General features: G+C 73.7%; 12 protein-coding genes. 10 read left to right on the forward strand and 2 right to left on the reverse strand.

The features are described 5' to 3' along the window. Positions 1 to 258 precede the first annotated feature (258 nt). The gene (locus AB0B50_RS22225; RefSeq protein ID WP_362334415.1) at positions 259 to 2,325 is read left to right on the forward strand and encodes a tetratricopeptide repeat protein; all 2,067 of its coding nucleotides are present in this window, start codon (positions 259 to 261) and stop codon (positions 2,323 to 2,325) included. Here the strand turns inward: AB0B50_RS22225 and AB0B50_RS22230 are convergent. Together AB0B50_RS22230 and AB0B50_RS22235 are read right to left on the reverse strand one after the other, a co-directional pair. Further along, positions 2,250 to 2,825, reverse strand: coding sequence for a hypothetical protein (locus AB0B50_RS22230; protein ID WP_362334418.1), 576 nt, complete (start codon positions 2,823 to 2,825; stop codon positions 2,250 to 2,252). The two genes, AB0B50_RS22225 and AB0B50_RS22230, sit on opposite strands and share 76 nt — an antisense overlap. Continuing rightward, positions 2,822 to 4,075: a hypothetical protein gene (locus AB0B50_RS22235; RefSeq protein WP_362334422.1), complete on the reverse strand. Its 1,254-nt coding sequence runs from the start codon at positions 4,073 to 4,075 to the stop codon at positions 2,822 to 2,824. Before AB0B50_RS22235 ends, AB0B50_RS22230 begins: the two co-directional genes overlap by 4 nt. 389 nt (positions 4,076 to 4,464) lie before the next feature. On the opposite strand from AB0B50_RS22235, the gene AB0B50_RS22240 reads away from it, so the two are divergent. The 9 genes from AB0B50_RS22240 (at position 4,465) to AB0B50_RS22280 (ending at position 17,176) form a co-directional block, all read left to right on the forward strand. Next, complete coding sequence (locus AB0B50_RS22240) at positions 4,465 to 7,752, forward strand: BTAD domain-containing putative transcriptional regulator (protein ID WP_362334425.1); 3,288 nt, start codon at positions 4,465 to 4,467, stop codon at positions 7,750 to 7,752. A gap of 622 nt (positions 7,753 to 8,374) precedes the next feature. Further along, positions 8,375 to 9,439: a LacI family DNA-binding transcriptional regulator gene (locus AB0B50_RS22245; protein ID WP_362334428.1), complete on the forward strand. Its 1,065-nt coding sequence runs from the start codon at positions 8,375 to 8,377 to the stop codon at positions 9,437 to 9,439. Then, positions 9,436 to 10,968 carry a sugar ABC transporter ATP-binding protein gene (locus AB0B50_RS22250; protein WP_362334431.1) on the forward strand — a complete coding sequence of 511 codons (1,533 nt, stop codon included), beginning with the start codon at positions 9,436 to 9,438 and terminating at the stop codon, positions 10,966 to 10,968. Before AB0B50_RS22245 ends, AB0B50_RS22250 begins: the two co-directional genes overlap by 4 nt. Next, positions 10,958 to 12,904 (forward strand): substrate-binding domain-containing protein, encoded by a 1,947-nt coding sequence (locus AB0B50_RS22255; protein WP_362334434.1) that lies wholly within the window; start codon positions 10,958 to 10,960, stop codon positions 12,902 to 12,904. The genes AB0B50_RS22250 and AB0B50_RS22255 overlap by 11 nt, the downstream gene beginning before the upstream one ends. Positions 12,905 to 12,954: 50 nt before the next feature. After that, positions 12,955 to 13,875 (forward strand): ribokinase, encoded by a 921-nt coding sequence (locus AB0B50_RS22260; protein ID WP_362334436.1) that lies wholly within the window; start codon positions 12,955 to 12,957, stop codon positions 13,873 to 13,875. Further along, positions 13,872 to 14,261 carry a D-ribose pyranase gene (rbsD, locus tag AB0B50_RS22265; RefSeq protein ID WP_362334439.1) on the forward strand — a complete coding sequence of 130 codons (390 nt, stop codon included), beginning with the start codon at positions 13,872 to 13,874 and terminating at the stop codon, positions 14,259 to 14,261. Before AB0B50_RS22260 ends, rbsD begins: the two co-directional genes overlap by 4 nt. A gap of 177 nt (positions 14,262 to 14,438) precedes the next feature. Next, complete coding sequence (locus AB0B50_RS22270) at positions 14,439 to 15,740, forward strand: M28 family metallopeptidase (RefSeq protein WP_362334441.1); 1,302 nt, start codon at positions 14,439 to 14,441, stop codon at positions 15,738 to 15,740. 148 nt (positions 15,741 to 15,888) lie between these two features. Continuing rightward, the gene (locus tag AB0B50_RS22275) at positions 15,889 to 16,218 is read left to right on the forward strand and encodes a hypothetical protein (RefSeq protein WP_362334444.1); all 330 of its coding nucleotides are present in this window, start codon (positions 15,889 to 15,891) and stop codon (positions 16,216 to 16,218) included. Positions 16,219 to 16,228: 10 nt separating this feature from the next. Beyond that, complete coding sequence (locus AB0B50_RS22280; RefSeq protein WP_362334447.1) at positions 16,229 to 17,176, forward strand: hypothetical protein; 948 nt, start codon at positions 16,229 to 16,231, stop codon at positions 17,174 to 17,176. Positions 17,177 to 17,211 lie beyond the last annotated feature (35 nt).

Here is a 17,211-nt window from a genome sequence, read left to right on the forward strand (position 1 = left end):
GGCGCTCGGACGGCCGCGAGACGGCCGGAGGCGGAGGAGGGGCGCGTGCCGGGTCGACAGCACGGCGGACACGGGGACGTGAACGGTCACTGGGACCTGGGCGGACACATCGACGCGAGCGCCCGCGCCGACGCGAACGACAACATCCCTGACAGCCCCGGAAGTCACGGAAGCCCCAAAAGCGCTGGAAACGCTGGAAGCTCCCGAAGCCCTGGAAGCAGTTACAACGACCTCAGCGGCACCGTGCACGGCGCCGCCGTGCAGGCGCAGACCGTGCACGGGGGCATCCACATCCGGCACACCGCCCGCGAGGACCGTACCCCGTGGCAGCTTCCCCCCTCGGCGCCGATCACCGACCGCACGGTGGAGTTGGGGACTCTGGAAGGGCTGCGGGCCCGCGCGGAGCGTGCCGGGCACTCGATGCTCGCCGCGGTCAGCGGTCTCGGCGGCGTCGGCAAGACGGCGGTCGCCCTGGCCTGGCTGCACGGTCTGCGCCTCCACTGCCCCGGCGGCCAGCTCTACGCGGACCTCGGCGCCCAGTCGCAGCGCGGGCCCGCCGACCCGGCCGACGTGATCGGGCTCTTCCTGCGGTCGCTGGGCGTGCCGACGCCGCAGGTTCCCTCGACGCTCGCCGAACGGGCCGCGCTCTACCGCTCGTTGACCGCGGAGCGGCAGCTCGTCGTACTGCTCGACGACGCCGCTTCGGCCGCCCAGGTCAGACCGCTGCTGCCGGGCGGCAGCAGCGTGACGGTGGTGACCAGCCGCTGGCGGCTGCCGGGCCTGACCGTCGACGGCTGCCACTCGCTGCACCTGGAGCCGCTCGACCCCGCGGCCGCCGTCGAACTCCTGGAGGCCACGCTCGCCGACGACCGGGTGGCCACGCAGCGCGAAGAGGCGTACGAACTGGTCGAGTTGTGCGCGGGCCTGCCGCTCGCGGTCCGGGTCGCGGGGGCCCGGCTCGCGGCCCGCCCGCGCCGCCGCATCACGTCGATGGTGCGCGCGCTGGCAGGGGAACACGACCGTCTGGAGGCGTTGGCCATCGAAGGCGACCACAATGTGCGCGCGGCGCTCGACCTCTCCTACCAGGCGCTTCAGCCGTCGGCGGCCCGCCTCTACCGGCTCCTCGGCCTGCACCCGGGCCCCGACTTCGCCTCGCCCGCGGCGTCCGCCGCGCTCGGCGAGGACGCCGAGGAGGCCCTGGACGCGCTCCACACCGCGAACCTCCTCGTCGACACCGGCGAGGACCGCTACCGCTTCCACGACCTGGTGCGCCTGCACGCCACGGAGAAGGCCCGCGAGGACGAGAGCGAGGAGGAGCGGGCCCTGGCCCTGCGCCGCCTCGCCGACCACTACCTCGCCACCGCGACCCGCGCCGAGGAGATCATCGATCCCCAGCACCGCACCATGCCGCGTGACTTCGCACACCCGACGGTGGCGGACTTCGGCACGGACACGGTCGGCACGGACACGGACAGCGCGCTCGACTGGCTGGAGCGCGAGCTGCCCAACCTCATGGCGGTGCTGCGGACCGCGCGCGGCGCCGGGTTCCCTACGGTGGCCTGGCAGCTCGCCGACGCCATGTGGCCGCTGTTCCTGCGGCGCAAGTTCTACGCGGAGTGGCACGCCGCCCACCAGGAAGGGCTGCTCGCGGCACGGGAGTTGGGGGACGAGGCGGCCGAGTGCCGCATGCTCACCTCCGGCGGCGTGGGCGAGCTCGGCACGGGCCGCCACGAGCGCGCCCTGGAGATGTTCGAGCACGCGGCGGCGCTCTTCGAGCGGGCGGGCAACACGCTCGGCCACGCCCGCACGCTCAACTACCGCGGCCTGGCCCACCAGCGGCTCGGCCGGCTCGACCGGGCCGCCGACCATTTCACCCGCGCCGCCGTCGAACTCCCCCGCTGCGGCGACGTCCGCGCGGGCGGCCTCGCGCGGCTCAACCTCGCCGACGTCGCCCTCTCCCGTGACCTGCCGGTGGAGGCCACGGGGCACGCGGAGGCGGCGTACGCGATCCTGCGCGAGTCGGGCGACGCGTACAACGCCGCGCGGGCCGCAACCCTGCTGGGCCGCGCTCACCTCGGCTGCGGCCGGGCGACCGACGCCGAGGAGCGGCTGACCGAGGCGCTGACCCAACTGCGCGCCATGGCCGCCGACTACGAGACCGCCCGCGCCCTGGAGAGCCTCGGCCGCCTCGCCGAGCGCCGCGGGCAACTGCCCCGGGCCCGCGAGTACTTCCGCGAAGCCCTGGACCTCTACGCGGCGGCGGGCCGCCCGGACGCCCCGGAGGCGCGGGCCGTGCGCGCGTGGCTGGCGACGAGACCGACATAGAGCCCGGAGGCCAGCCCGGCCCACACCTCCGCGAGCCCGCGCGGACACTCCCCCGCCACCGCGCCACACCACTCGACCGAAGCCCCGGACAAGCAGGCGCCCGCGCCCCGGTCCTGACGCACGCCCGCGCCCCGGCCCTGGCACTCGCCCGAAGCCCGGCCCGCGCACCCGGCCAAGAGCTCCCACGCCGGTCCCGCCCCAGTGCCCGGACGCGCCTTCGCCCGCCACGTCACGACCCGGCCCCCGCCGACCCCGCACCGCGTCCAGCACCGGTCGCCGCTGTACACCGCCACCACGAGGGCGCCGGGGTGGCGGTCCGCCAACTCGCTTGCGTACGCCGGGCCTTCGCCCTCTGTGGCCGCCGCGGCCTCCGCGCCCTCGGCGGCCTCAGCAACCTCCGCGACCCCCGCGACCTCCGCAACCTCCGCGAGGAGGACGTCGGCGAGCGAGGGCCAGGGCGCGGGGGCGGGCAGCCTCACCCTCAGGTGCGCGGCGGTCACGAGACCACACTCCCCGGTTCCTCGTACCGCACCGTCCGCGGCAGCCGCGCCGGCTCCGTCGTCGGGCGGGCGGCCGGGGCGCGCAGGCGCAGCTTGCGGTAGATCAGCGCCCGCATCCGCGGCGCGAACCGCCCCGGCTCCGATGTGATGCGGGCGGCGACCCTCTCGTACCGCTCGGCGCAGTACGTCGCCGAACTGCGGCCCAGCTGTCGACGCAGCGGCCGGTCCGCGCGCAGCCGGAGCGCGAAGGAACTCAGCTCGGCCAGCGGCGAGCCCGGATCCACCTCCGTCTCGGGGAGGTTGCCGAGCAGGACGGGCGCACCGGTCATCGCCCCGTACAGCGAGACGGACCCGTGGTCGCCCACGACGTAGTCCGCGGCGACCAGCGGCCCGATCCAGTCGGCGTAGGGGCTGACGACGGCGAGCCCGCAGCGGCCGAGCCCGGCGAGCCAGCTGCGGATCTGCCAGGCCCCGTGGGCGTTCCACACGTGCGGGTGCAGCTGGACGACGACGCGGTAGTCGTCCCGCGGCAGCTCGGCCACGAGGCGTTCGAGCAGCTCCCAGCCCTGGCCGAGCAGCGAGTCGGGCCCCCAGGTCGAGCAGAGGAGGACGAGGCGCTGGTGCGCCCTGACGCGCAGGGCCTCGCGGTACAGCGCCCGCGAGGGCAGGCTCGCGGCGACCCGGTCGAAGCACGGGTCGCCGACGACCTCGGCGACGGGCAGCGCCTCGGGGCACTCGCGGCCGAGGCGCACCAGCTCCTCCTCGTGGGCGAGCACGATCGCCTCGGGCACCACGGCGCCGTCCCTGATCAGCCGCTGCCTGCCGAGCCCGTACACCTCGCGCCCCGCCACGGCGCGGCCGCGCCGCCCGGCGGACACGATCTTGTTGTGCCCCGCGCCGTGCGGCAGCACGACCACCGGCGCGTGGAGCTCGTGCAGCCCGCCGTGGCCCGCGGCGAGCGCGAGGTCGAAGCGGGTCTGCACGGCCTGGCTCCACGGCAGCACCAGCGCGCCGAGCTCCGCGAGGAAGTCGGCCACGCCGTTGCTGAACACGTCGGGCGCCGCGGTGAAGACCACCTGCACCCGCGCGTCGCCCTCAAGGAGCCGGACGGCGTCGAGCAGCCGCCGTCCCGCCGTGACGGTGTGCACCACGGCGAGAACCCGCCTGCGGATCGGGCGCGTGGCCCAGCGCTCGACGTCCAGGCGCACCGGCACGGGGCGCCAGTGGGCTTCCTGCGGGGGCGCGCTCATCGGTTCGGTCCCATTCGACTCGATCCTCCGGTCGTCTCGTCCGCCGCGGGGATTCGCGGCGTCCTCGTCGGACGTGCCCGGTGGCTTGGACGGCGGGGTTGCAGGAATCCTGCACTCCATGTGCGGCGGCCCTCCGGCGCGCCGGGACGGCCGATACGGAGGCTCACCGTCCTCCGGGAGGGGCCGATACGGAGGCTCCCCGTCCTCGGGGACGGCCGATACGGAGGCTCTCCGTCCCCCGGAGCGCGTGCGCCCGTCACGCTTCCGTGCGCCTCTGTCTGCTCCCCCTGCAACTGCGGCAACAGTGAGCAGAGTTCCGCACAGATGTGCGGGGAGCTGCCCGCGCGGCGGCACCCGGACGACCGGAAGTCGCGCACCCACCGGGGGTGATGGTGGACCTTCTTGCTCTGGGACCTCTCGAACTGTGGCAGCGGGACCGTCAGTGTCCGCTCGGTTCGGTGAAGGAACGCTGCGTGCTGGCCGTCCTGATCCACGCCCGCGGCGAACCGGTCACCGTGGACACCCTGATCGACCGGGTCTGGGACACGGACCCGCCGCCCACCGCGCAGTCCACCCTCCACGCGTACCTCTCGCGCGTCCGGGGCCGATTACGCCGCTCCGTGGGCGAACTCGCCCGCGTGGAGCGCCCGTCGCCGCGCCTCTACCAACTCAGGGTCGCCGACCCCGGGGACGTGGACCTGCTGCGCTTCCGGCGGCTGCGCACCGAGGCGGCGGCCGCGGCGGAGGGCGGCAAGCAGGACCTGGCGATCGGCCTGCTGCACACCGCGGAGGCGCTGTGGCGCGGGGAACCGCTCGCGGAGTTCACCAGCAGCTGGGCGGCGTCGGCGCGCGCTCGGCTCATCGAGGACCACCGGCGGGTGCGCGAGGAACGCATCCGGCTTGAACTGGAGTTGGGCCGCCACGCCGACCTCCTGGGCGAGCTGCACGAACTCGCCGCGCAGAACCCGCTGGCCCAGCAGATCGTCGCCTCGCTCATGCTGGCCCTGTACCGGTCGGGCCGGCACGACGAGGCGCTCGCCCTCTACCGCACGACGCGGGAGCGGCTCCACGAGAGCCTGGGCATCGAACCGGGCGCCACCCTCCAGGAGTTGCACGTACGCATCCTGAACCAGGACCACGCCCTCCTGCCCCCGCCCCGCCCCCTCGCCGACCACCGAAGCGCTCCCCCGCAAGGACGGCCGGGACAGGACGCCGCTCTGCCGCGCGACAACCTGCCCCGCGACTCGGGGGACTTCACGGGCAGGACCGCCGAACTGCGCATCCTGCTCGGCGGGTTGCGGCCGAGCGCCCACCCGGACGGCGAGCCGGACCCCGCACACCCCGAACCCCGGCACACGGCGCACGCCCTGCCCCTCACCGTCATCAGCGGCATGCCCGGCGTCGGCAAGACCGCGCTGGCCGTGCACGCCGCGCACCGGCTGCGCGCGGCGTACCCCGACGGGCAGTTCTTCGTGGACCTGCGCGCCTACAGCGGCCGTCCGCCGTACGACCCCGCCGAGGCGCTCGCAGTCCTGCTGCACGCGGCGGGGACGCGCGACGCCCTGCCCGACTCGCTCGACGAACGCGCGGCACGCTGGCGGGAGTGGACCGCGCGCCACCGCGTCCTCGTCGTCCTGGACAACGCGCGGGACGCCGCCCAGGTCGCCCCGCTACTGCCCGGCGCCGCGGGCTGCCGCGCGATCGTGACCAGCCGCAACCGCCTCACCGGCCTGGACGGCGTGACGCCGCTGTTCCTCGACGTCCTGCCCGCCTCCGAGGCCGCCGCGCTCTTCAGCCGGATCGCGGGAACCGCCCGGCTCTCCGGCGCGGGCGACGCCGCGACCGTGCGGCGGATCGTGGACGCCGGGGGCCGTCACCCGCTGGCCGTCCAGCTCATCGCGAGCGGCTTCAGACACCGCGACTCCTGGAGCCCCGACCACCTCCTCGACCGCCTCACCGAGGCGGCCGACCCGCTGCTCGGCGTGTCGGAACTGGCGGAGCTGGACGACACGGTCACCTCCGCGTTCTGGCTCTCGTACACCGAACTCACCCCCGCCGCCCGGCGGTTGCTCCGCCTCCTGTCCCTGCACCCCGGCCCGGACTGCACGCTGCACGGCGCGGCGGCCCTCGCCGAGGAGCCCGCGGAAGCCGCCGGGCCGGCCGACCGGGCCCGCGCCGGAGCCGGGCTGCGCCGCGCCGTCGCCGAACTCCTCGACTGCCATCTCCTGGAGGAGCCCGTCAGCGACCGCTACCGGCTCCACGACCTGACCCGCGCCTTCGCCCTGCGCATGTGCGCCAGGGAGGAGCCCGAGCGCGCCCGCCGCGAGGCCCTGCACCGGCTGCTCGGCCACTACCTGACCGCCGCGCACCGCGCCGCCCCGCACACCGACCCCTACCGCCGCGCCCTGCCGCTCACCGCCGGGACCACATCGCCGTACGCACCCGAGTTCGCGGACGCCGACGAGGCCTCGGTCTGGCTCGCCGTGGAGCGCGCCAACCTCCTCGCGGCCGCCCGCGCCGCCGTCGAGACCTCCCCCGACCACGCCGCCTACTTCCCCCACGTACTCGCCAAGTCCCTGAAACTGTGGGGGGCTTGGGAGGCGGCCGCCGAGCTGTACGCCGCCGCGGTGGCCGTCCTGCGCGGGCGCGACGACCGGGCGGCGCTCGCCAGGACCCTGGTGGAGCGCGCCGACGCCCTCGCCCAGCGGAGCCATCCCGAAGCGCTGCGCTGCGCCACCGAGGCACTCTCCCTCTTCGCCGAGCGGGCCGACCGGCACGGCCGCGCCGACGCCCTCCTCCAGGCGGCCCGCGCCCACTTCGCCGCGGGGCACGGCGCCACCTCCCTGCGCCTCCTGGACGAGGCGCTCGGGCTCTACCGGGACGTCGGCGACGCGCACGGCGAGGCCGAGTCGCTCAACGTACAGGGCGTCGCACTGCACAGCGCGGGCCGCCGCCGGGAGGCCATGGAGCGGTTCCGCGCCGCGCTGCGCCTGCATCGCGCGACGCGGGACATGTACGGCCAGCTGCGCGCCCTGAACAACCTCGGCGAGGCCCATCGGCTCGACGGCAGGCTCGCGGAGGCCCGCGCCCATTACGAGCAGTCCCTTGAGCTCGCCCACCACGTCGGCGGCCGCCAGGAACGGGCGAACCTGCTCAACAACCTCGGCACGCTCTGCCAGGCCGCCGGTCAACTCCCGGAGGCGCTCGGCTACTTCCACCGGGCGCTCAGCAGCTACCGGGGCGCGGGGGACGCGCGGGGCGAGTCGGACACACTGATCAATCTCGGCACGGCGTACCTGGAGGGCCGGCGCGCGCAGGAGGCCCTGTGGCACTTCACGCTGGCCGAGCGGGCGGCGGGCAGCGTCGGCAGCCCTTCGGACCGGCAGAGCGCGCTGATCGGCATCGGCACGGCGAACCGGCTCCTCGCCCGGTACGAGGCGGCACTCGACGCCCATCACGAGGCGCTGCGCCTGGCCAGGGAGGCGGATATCCCTCTGGGGTCGGCGGAGGCGCTGGAGGGCCTCGCGCGCACGACCCTGCACACACAAGGCGCGTCCGCCGCCGGAAAGTTGGCGACGGACGCGCTGACGATCTACGAACAGCTCGGCCTGGCCGAGCGGGCACAGGGCCTCCGGGAGCGGCTCACCGGCCCGGCCGCGACCGCGGCCGGGTCCTGAGGCCCCGGCTCAGGCGGTCAGAACCACCGTCGCACCAGCCACATGAAGATGCGGTCCTGGCTGCCATCGATCGCGCGGCGCTCACGCCCGGCCGCGCTGCTGTCCTTCTTCAAGTGTTCTCCATCGTACGGAAGTTGTAGGAGTTAACGACGCCCTCATGAGGTGACAGAACACTAGCCCGGCAAGGTCATCCCCAGGAGTGGAATCCCGAGGCCGGGGAGCACGGCGCACGGAGCGTGCGGCAGGCGCACGCGCCCGCGCCTCGCGCCGCCCTCCTCGCACCGCCCCCTCCTCGCACCGCCTCGCACCGCCCGCCTCGCGGCACCCTCCTCGCACCGCCCCCTCCTCGCCTCGCACCACCCGCCTCGCACCGCCCCCTCCTCGCACCGCCCCCGCCTCACACTGCCCTCCTCGCACCACCCGCCTCGCACCGCCCTCCTCGCGCCGCGGACCTGCGCGGCAGCGCCCCGCTCCACCGCACACACCTCGCGCGCTCATGTGAGCCCCCTCCATCACAATCAGGTCTCGCTCCCCCCTCCCGTCCCATCTGCCTCTTGCCACACCCCCGTGTAATCGTTTCCAATCCTTCGTGTAATCGATTCCACAAGGAGGTGGACCGGCGATGACCCCCAGGTCGGCGAGTGCGGGCGCGAGCGGCAACGTGGGCATCAAGGACGTCGCGGCCGAGGCCGGCGTGTCCGTTGCCACCGTGTCGCGCGTGCTCAACAGCCACCCCTCCGTCAGCCCCGCGTCCCGCGCCCGCGTGCTCGCCGCCGTGGAGGCGCTCGGTTACCGGCCCAACGCCGTCGCCCGCTCCCTGCGCACCGACCAGACCCGGACCCTCGGCCTGGTCATCAGCGACGTACTCAATCCGTACTTCACGGAGCTGGCCCGCTCCGTCGAGGAGGCGGCCCGCGCGCTCGGCTACAGCGTGATCATCGGCAACGCCGACGAGCGGCCCGAGCTGCAGGACCACCACGTGCGCACGCTCCTGGACCGCCGCATCGACGGGCTGCTCGTGTCCCCCACCGACGGCGGCTCCCCGCTGATGCTCGACGCCGCCCGTGCCGGCACCCCGATGGTCTTCGTGGACCGGTGGATCCCTGGCGTGGACGTCCCCGTCGTCCGCTCCGACGGGCGCGCGGCCGTGCGGGACCTCGTCGCGCATCTGCACCGCATCGGCCACCGCAGGCTCGCCATCATCGCGGGCCCCGCCGCGACCACCACCGGCAGCGAGCGCGTCGACGCCTTCCGCGACGCGCTGCGCGAGCACGGCACCGCCCTGCCCGAGGAGTACATCGGCCAGGGCGACTTCCAGGCCGACAGCGGCCGCCGTGCCACCGAGCGCTTCCTCGCCCTGCCCGAGCCGCCCGACGTCGTCTTCGCCGCCGACAACTTGATGGCCCTCGGCGCCCTCGACGCGATCCGCGCGCACGGCCTGCGTGTGCCGCACGACATCGGGCTCGCCGCCTTCGACGACATCCCCTGGTTCGTGCACACCGACCCGCCGGTCACCGCGGTCGCCCAGCCGACCGGCGACCTCGGCAGGGCCGCCGTGCACGCGCTGATCGACCGGATCGAGGGCAGGAGCCCCCGGTCCGTGACCCTGCCCGCCCGCCTCGTCGTCCGCCGTTCCTGCGGTGAGGGCCCCGGCGAGGACACCTCCGTACGAAGGAGCAACCCGTGAGCGACCAGGCCGAGTTGCTGCGCGTCGAAGGTATACGCAAGACGTTCCCCGGCGTCGTCGCGCTGGACTCCGTCGACTTCGACCTGCGGCGCGGGGAGGTGCACGTCCTGCTCGGCGAGAACGGCGCGGGCAAGAGCACCCTCATCAAGATGCTCTCCGGGGCCTATCGCCCCGACAGCGGGCGCATCCTCGTGGACGGCGACGAGGTGCGCGTCCACGGCGCGCAGGACGCCGAACGGCTCGGCATCGCCACCATTTACCAGGAGTTCAACCTCGTCCCCGACCTGACCGTCGCCGAGAACATCTTCCTGGGGCGCCAGCCGCGCCGCTTCGGAATGATCGACCGCAGGAAGATGGAGGCCGACGCCGAGGAGCTGCTCCAGCGGGTCGGCGTCCGGGTGTCGCCGCGCGCCAAGGTGCGCGAACTGGGCATCGCCCGCCTCCAGATGGTCGAGATCGCCAAGGCGCTGAGCCTTCGGGCCCGCGTACTGATCATGGACGAGCCGACCGCCGTGCTCACCTCCGAGGAGGTCGACAAGCTCTTCGGGATCGTGCGCAGGCTGCGCGAGGACGGCGTCGGCATCGTCTTCATCACCCACCACCTGGAGGAGATCGCCGCGCTCGGCGACCGCGTCACCGTCCTGCGCGACGGCCGCAGCGTCGACCAGGTGCCCGCGTCCACCGACGAGGACGAGCTCGTACGCCTCATGGTGGGCCGCAGCATCGAGCAGCAGTATCCGCGTCAACGCCCCGACACGGGCGCTCCGTTGCTGCGCGTGGACGGCCTCACCCGCGACGGCGTCTTCCACGACGTCAGCTTCGAGGTGCGGGCGGGAGAGGTCGTCGGGCTCGCGGGTCTGGTCGGCGCGGGCCGCACCGAGGTGGCGCGCGCCGTCTTCGGCGCCGACCCCTACGACGCGGGATCCGTGGACGTGCGCGGGCAGCGGCTGCCCCGGCACGACGTGAACGCGGCGATGGGCGCGGGCATCGGCCTGGTCCCCGAGGACCGCAAGGGTCAGGGCCTGGTCCTCGACGCCTCCGTGCAGGAGAACCTCGGCCTGGTGACGCTGCGTTCGGCCACGCGCGCCGGGCTCGTGGACCTCAAGGGCCAGCGGGAGGCGGCCGCGCGGATCGCCGAGCAGCTCGGCGTGCGGATGGCCGGGCTCGGCCAGCACGTGCGCACCCTGTCCGGCGGCAACCAGCAGAAGGTCGTCATCGGGAAGTGGCTGCTCGCCGACATCAGGGTGCTCATCCTCGACGAGCCGACGCGCGGCATCGACGTGGGCGCGAAGGTCGAGATCTACCAGCTGATCAACGAACTGACGGCCGCCGGGCACGCGGTCCTGATGATCTCCAGTGATCTGCCCGAGGTGCTCGGCATGAGCGACCGCGTCCTGGTGATGGCCCAGGGCCGGATCGCCGGTGAGCTCGCCGCCGAAGAGGCCACCCAAGACGCGGTGATGGCGCTCGCCGTCACCACCGCTGCAGTACGGAACGAAGAAGAAGCGGAGGGCTCCCGTGGCCACTGAAACCCTGAAGCGCGACGCGGGCGGCGCATCGACACTCCGCCGCGTCCTGCTCGACAACGGCGCGCTCAGCGCGCTGATAGTCCTGGTCGTGGCGATGTCGCTGCTCTCCGGCGACTTCCTCACCACGCAGAACCTGCTCAACGTCGGCGTGCAGGCTGCCGTGACCGCGATCCTCGCGTTCGGCGTCACGTTCGTGATCGTCTCGGCGGGCATCGACCTGTCGGTCGGCTCGGTGGCCGCCCTCTCGGCCACCGTCCTTGCCTGGACGGCGACTTCGGAGGGGCTGCCGGTCTGGCTCGCGGTCGTGCTGGCCGTCGCGACCGGCATGGCGTGCGGGTTCGTGAACGGCCTGCTCGTCTCGTACGGGAAACTGCCCCCGTTCATCGCGACGCTCGCGATGCTGTCGGTGGCCCGCGGTCTCTCGCTGGTGATCTCGCAGGGCAGCCCGATCGCGTTCCCCGACTCCGTCTCGCACCTGGGTGACACCGTCGGCGGCTGGCTGCCGGTCCCGGTGATCGTGATGGTCGCGATGGGCCTGGTGACGGCGGTCGTCCTCGGGCGCACGTTCATCGGCCGCTCCATGTACGCGATCGGCGGCAACGAAGAGGCGGCCCGCCTCTCCGGGCTCCGCGTCAAGCGGCAGAAGCTCGTCATCTACGCGCTCTCCGGTCTGTTCGCGGCCGTCGCGGGCATCGTCCTCGCCTCGCGTCTGGTCTCCGCGCAGCCGCAGGCCGCGCAGGGGTACGAGCTCGACGCCATCGCCGCGGTCGTGATCGGCGGCGCGAGCCTGGCGGGCGGTGTCGGCAAGGCGTCCGGGACGCTCGTCGGCGCGCTGATCCTGGCGGTGCTGCGCAACGGCCTCAACCTCCTGTCCGTGTCGGCGTTCTGGCAGCAGGTCGTGATCGGCGTCGTCATCGCCCTCGCGGTCCTCCTGGACACGCTGCGGCGGCGGGCCGGGGCGGCTCCGGGGGCCTCCTCCGGCGCGTCCGGGGGTGTGCGCGGCAAGGGTCCGCAGGCGGCGAAGTACGCGGTCGCCGCCGTGGTCGTGGCGGCCGTGGTCGGCGCGGTCTCCTTCTTCAACCAGGGCTCGTCGGGCACGACCACGAAGGTCGGCATGTCGCTGTCGACCCTCAACAACCCCTTCTTCGTCCAGATGAAGGAGGGCGCGCAGGCCGAGGCCGAGAAGGCGGGCGTCGACCTGACGGTGACCGACGCCCAGAACGACGCGTCCCAGCAGTCCAACCAGCTGCAGAACTTCACCGGCGAGGGCGTGAAGTCGATCATCGTCAACCCCGTGGACTCCGACGCGGCGGGCCCGGCCGTGCGGGGCGCCAACAAGTCGGACATCCCGGTGATCGCCGCCGACCGCGGCGTGAACAAGGCGGAGACCGCCACGCTCGTCGCCTCCGACAACGTCGCGGGCGGAAAGCTGGCGGCGAAGACCCTCGCGGAGAAGCTGGGCGGCAAGGGCAAGGTCGTCGTCCTGCAGGGCACGCCCGGCACCTCCGCGAGCCGCGAGCGCGGGCAGGGCTTCGCCGAGGGCATCAAGGCGTACCCCGGCATCGATGTGGTCGCCGAGCAGCCCGCGGACTTCGACCGCACCAAGGGTTTGGACGTCATGACGAACCTCCTCCAGTCCCACAAGGGCGTGAACGGCGTCTTCGCCGAGAACGACGAGATGGCGCTCGGCGCGGTCAAGGCGCTCGGCGACAAGGCCGGCGAGTCCGTCCCCGTGGTCGGCTTCGACGGGACCCCGGACGGCCTCAAGGCGGTCGAGGCGGGCACGCTGTACGCGTCGGTGGCGCAGCAGCCGAAGGAGCTCGGCAGGATCGCGGTGGAGAACGCGGTCAGGGCGGCACAGGGCAAGAAGGTCAAGGAGATGGTGAAGGTGCCGGTCAAGGTCGTGACGTTGAAGAACGTCGCCGACTTCGCGTGACCACCGCCTCCTCGCGCCACCTCCCCACGTACGAAAGCAGGGAACCCCGCATGAACGACTACGACCTCCTGGTCGTGGGCTCCGCCAACGCCGATCTGGTGGTCGGCGTGGAGCGACGCCCCGCGCCCGGTGAGACGGTCCTCGGCTCCGACCTGGCCGTCCACCCGGGCGGCAAGGGCGGCAACCAGGCGGTCGCGGCCGCCCGTCTCGGCGCCCGCACCGCGCTGCTCGCCAGGGTGGGCGACGACGCCCACGGCGTACTCCTCCTCGACGCGCAGCGCGCGGCGGGCGTGGACACGGTCGGCGTCCTGGTGGGCGGCGCGCCCACCGGCGTCGCGCTGATCACGGTCGACCCCTCGGGCGACAACAGCATCGTGGTGTCGCCCGGCGCCAACGCCCGGCTGACCCCCGAGGACATCCGCGCGGCGGGCAGTCTGCTCGCGGCGGCACGGGTCGTCTCGACCCAGCTGGAGATCCCGCTGGACACGGTCGCCGAGCTGGTCCGCGGGCTGCGGCCCGGCACCCGCTTCGTCCTGAACCCCTCGCCGCCGGCCCCGCTGCCCGCCGAGGTCCTCGCCGCCTGCGATCCGTTGGTGGTCAACGAGCACGAGGCCCGCGTGATCCTCGGCGACGGCGCGGGCGAGACCCCCGAGGACTGGGCGCGCGGTCTGCTGGCGCTCGGCCCGCGCTCGGTGGTGATCACGCTGGGCGCCGAGGGCGCGCTCACCGCGGACACCCATGACGTGGTCCGGGTCCCCAGCCCGAAGGTGGACGCGGTGGACACCACGGGCGCGGGCGACGCCTTCACGGCGGCGCTCGGCTGGCGGCTCGGCCTCGGCGAGAACCTGGCGACGGCGGCGGCGTACGCGGTGCGGGTGGGTGCGGCGGCGGTCACCCGCAAGGGCGCGCAGGACTCGTACCCGACGGAGTCGGAGCTGGCCCCGGCGGCTTCGCAGGTCACGGCCTCGTGAAGAAGTCGGGCATCCTGAACCGTCATCTCGCGGGCGCCCTGGCCGAGTTGGGCCACGGCCACACCGTGCTGGTCTGCGACGCCGGGATGCCGATACCGGCGGGCCCACGCGTGGTGGACCTGGCGTTCCGCGCCGGGGTCCCCTCCTTCGCCGAGGTCCTCGACGGCCTCCTCGCCGAGCTGGTGGTGGAGGGCGGCACGGCGGCCCACGAGGTGACGGAAGCGAACCCGGCGACGGCGGGCCTGCTGCGGGAGAGCCTCCCGGCGCTCGACCTGGTCCCGCACGAGGAACTCAAGGAGCTCTCGGCGGCGGCCCGCCTGATCGTGAGGACGGGCGAAGCCCGCCCTTACGCGAATGTGCTGCTGCGATGCGGGGTGTTCTTCTGAGGATGTCCGATATACGAACGCTCCTGACCGCATTGTGACCGGATTCCGCCCTTGACGGTGGGGCACCCCACCCCGAATATCAGGCAACGCACAGCTCCAAAGGCGTCCTGCGACACCCGCGTCGCAGGACGCCTCGCACGTTCCGTCCCTCACGCTGTTCGGAATACGGAGCCCCACATGAACCTCTTGAGACGGGCGGCCGTCGGTGCCGCCGCTCTGGCCATCGGCGGCCTGCTCGCCACCGCCACCCCCGCGACCGCAGCGCCCTCCCCGACGCTCGCGGCGCCCGACATCCCCCTCGCCAACGTCAAGGCGCACCTCTCCCAGTTCCAGTCCATCGCCCAGGCCAACGGCGGCAACCGCGCCCACGGGCGGCCCGGCTACAAGGCCTCCATCGACTACGTGAAGGGCAAACTGGACGCGGCCGGATTCACCACCACCGTCCAGCAGTTCACGGCGAGCGGCGGCACCGGCTACAACCTCGTCGCGGACTGGCCGGGCGGCGACCCGAACAAGGTCCTGATGGCGGGCGCCCACCTCGACAGCGTCTCGTCGGGCCCCGGCATCAACGACAACGGCTCGGGCTCGGCCGGCGTCCTGGAGACCGCCCTCGCCGTCTCGCGCGCCCAGCTCAAGCCGACCAAGCATCTGCGGTTCGCCTGGTGGGGCGCCGAGGAGATCGGCCTCGTCGGCTCGCGCTACTACGTCAACAACCTTCCCTCCACCGAGCGTTCGAAGATCAGCGGATATCTGAACTTCGACATGATCGGCTCGCCGAACCCCGGCTACTTCGTCTACGACGACGACCCCACGATCGAGAAGACCCTCAAGGACTACTACGCCGGTCTCAACGTCCCCACCGAGATCGACACCGACGGCGACGGCCGCTCCGACCACGCCCCGTTCAAGAACGTGGGCATCCCGGTCGGCGGTCTGTTCAGCGGCGCCGAGCGGTCCAAGACCAGTGCCCAGGCCCAGAAGTGGGGCGGCACGGCGGGCCAGTCCTTCGACCGCTGCTACCACTCGTCCTGCGACACCACGTCGAACATCAACGACACCGCCCTGGACCGCAACAGCGACGCCATCGCGCACACGGTGTGGGCCCTCGGCACGGACACCCCCGTCCCGCCCGGTGACACGTACGAGAACACCACGGACGTCACCGTGCCCGACAACGGCGCCGCGGTGACATCGACGGTGAACGTGACCGGCCGCACGGGCAACGCCCCCGCCACGCTGAAGGTGGACGTCGACATCCGGCACACCTGGCGCGGCGACCTCGTCGTCGACCTGCTCGCGCCCGACGGCACGGCGTACCGCCTGAAGAACTCCAGCGGCAACGACTCGGCGGACGACGTCATCGCCACGTACACGGTCGACGCGTCCGGCGAGGCGGCCAACGGCGCCTGGAAGCTGCGGGTCCAGGACGTGGCGGCGCAGGACACGGGCTACATCAACAGTTGGAAGCTGACGTTCTGACGAACGGCGTGTCTTTTCCGACAGGCCGGAGCTGACATTCCGGCAGCTCCGGCTCCCCGGCCGGAACCCCGTCGCTACCATGAACGACGTGCTGTCACCTTCTGATCAGAGTCATCAACTGACCCTTCTGTGCTCACAGTTACCCCGGTTGCGCGCCCTGCACCGGGGCCCGGTCGGCGCGGCCAAGCGGAGGGTGATCGAGAGCGCGGTACGGGCGGCGCGGGCGGGCGAGCCGGTCGGGGAGTTCCTGGCGCAGCTGGGCCTCGGCTCCCGCGCCGCGGACGAGGGCCCGGCGGACGACGACAGCGTCTCCCGGTCCCTGCCTCCCCGGGTGCCGGACGGCACCCCGCACGCCCTGCCGGGACACCACGTCTGCCCGCGGGACGTCTGCGGGCGCCAGGAACAGCGCGCGGCCGGCGACGAGCGGCCGGTGTGCGACGTCTTCGACCTGACGCTGCGCTTCGTCGCCGGCCTCTGAGCGGCCGCGCGTGTTCACCGGACTCGTCACCGACTTCGGCCGCCGCCTCGCCGACCGCTGGGCCACCACGCTGGTCATGCCCGGCCTCGTGTTCACCGCGGTCGCCGCCGCCGCGCTGACCCTGCGCCAGAGCCACTGGTCCGATCTCGCCCTGCTGCGGGCCGAGTTGGACAAGCTGACCGCGGCGGGATCGGGCTCGACGCGGACGGCGGTGCTGCTGCTCGTGGTCCTCGCCGCCTCCTTCGCCGCCGGGCTGCTCGCCGAAGGGCTCGCGGGGCCGTACGAACGCGTGGTGCTCGGCCGCTGGCCCCGGCCGCTGAACCGCCTCGCCCGGGCACTCACCGAGAGACGGCGCGCGGCCTGGCGGGAGCGGGACGAGGCCTGCCTGAGCACCCGCCTGGAACTGGCCGAGGCCCAGGCGGACAGCGCCGCGGACACACCCGAAGGGCGGGCGCACGTCGCTGAACTCGGCGCTCGGCTCGGGGTGTTGGAGGCCGACCGCAACCAGCTGTCCCTCGGCCCGCCGCGCTCCCCGACCTGGACCGGCGACCGCATGAACGCCCCGGCCGACCGCACCCGCCGCGAGTACCGCCTCGAACTCGCCGACGCCTGGCCCCGGTTGTGGCTGCTGCTGCCCGACACCACACGTCAGCCGCTCACGGAGTCGAGGCAGCGCTTCGACGAGGCGATGCGGCTCGGCGGCTGGTCCGCCCTGTATCTCCTGCTCGGCGCGGTGTGGTGGCCCGCCGCCGTGGCCGGGGCCGGTGCGGGGCTCGTGGCGTGGCGGCGCGGGCGCGAACGGGCCGAGGAGTACGCCGAGCTCGTCGAGTCGGCGGTCGACGTCCATCTCCAGGAGCTCTTCGAGCAGTTCGACGAGGAGACCAGACCCATCAGGCCGAGCCTCGGCGCGGCCCTCACGGAGCGGTTCCGCAAGGGAGCGGGGCCGCGGCACCACTGACCACCGGACCGGCACGGAACACGGGGTGCTTCGAG

It is taken from the genome of Streptomyces sp. NPDC041068, assembly GCF_040647455.1.
Taxonomy (GTDB): domain Bacteria; phylum Actinomycetota; class Actinomycetes; order Streptomycetales; family Streptomycetaceae; genus Streptomyces.

What these genes read in the sequence shown, in the direction of transcription:
- AB0B50_RS22235 (WP_362334422.1), bottom strand. Translation starts at nt 4,075, where the DNA reads ATGAGCGCGCCCCCGCAGGAAGCCCACTGGCGCCCCGTGCCGGTGCGC.
- AB0B50_RS22240 (WP_362334425.1), top strand. Translation starts at nt 4,465, where the DNA reads ATGGTGGACCTTCTTGCTCTGGGACCTCTCGAACTGTGGCAGCGGGAC.
- AB0B50_RS22245 (WP_362334428.1), top strand. Translation starts at nt 8,375, where the DNA reads ATGACCCCCAGGTCGGCGAGTGCGGGCGCGAGCGGCAACGTGGGCATC.
- AB0B50_RS22260 (WP_362334436.1), top strand. Translation starts at nt 12,955, where the DNA reads ATGAACGACTACGACCTCCTGGTCGTGGGCTCCGCCAACGCCGATCTG.
- AB0B50_RS22270 (WP_362334441.1), top strand. Translation starts at nt 14,439, where the DNA reads ATGAACCTCTTGAGACGGGCGGCCGTCGGTGCCGCCGCTCTGGCCATC.